General features: G+C 63.6%; 1 pseudogene. It reads right to left on the reverse strand.

The window, feature by feature from the left end:
• Positions 1–299, reverse strand: a pseudogene (locus XINFAN_RS21240) (IS110 family transposase); the annotation flags it as partial.
• Positions 300–495 lie beyond the last annotated feature (196 nt).

Below are 495 nucleotides of genomic sequence, written 5' to 3' on the forward strand. Positions count from 1 at the left end.
GGCTTCGCAGATCGCCCCGGCATCCCCGCATCGCTCTTCTGGCGTTTGACGAAGGGCTTCACCTGGGCGGGCGGGATCAGCCGCACCTCATGCCCGGGCCTGCCGATCTCGCGGCCCCGGAAATGCGCCCCTCCGCAAGGTTCCATCGCAACGACGCAAGGCGGCAACCGGCTGAAGAACGACAGCACCTGCTCCCGCCTCAGCGTCTTGCGAAAAACCACCCGGCCCGGGACATCAGCCCCATGCGCCTGGAACACATTCTTCGGCAGAACGAGCCCGACAGTGATAATCTCCGACATGATCGCTCTCCTGTGTGGATCCTTACGGAACCACCCTGGCATACAGATGCCCTCGGGGGCGCTCATATCATAAATGCCGGACAACCCCGTTACCGAAGTCCGGCTCAGCCCTTTCGGGTGACGAAGCGGGTTTCGAGATAGGCTTCGATCGCTTCCGAGCCGCCCTCGGTGCCGTGGCCGGAATCCTTCATGCCGC

Source organism: Pseudogemmobacter humi (genome assembly GCF_900609055.1).
GTDB lineage: Bacteria > Pseudomonadota > Alphaproteobacteria > Rhodobacterales > Rhodobacteraceae > Pseudogemmobacter > Pseudogemmobacter humi.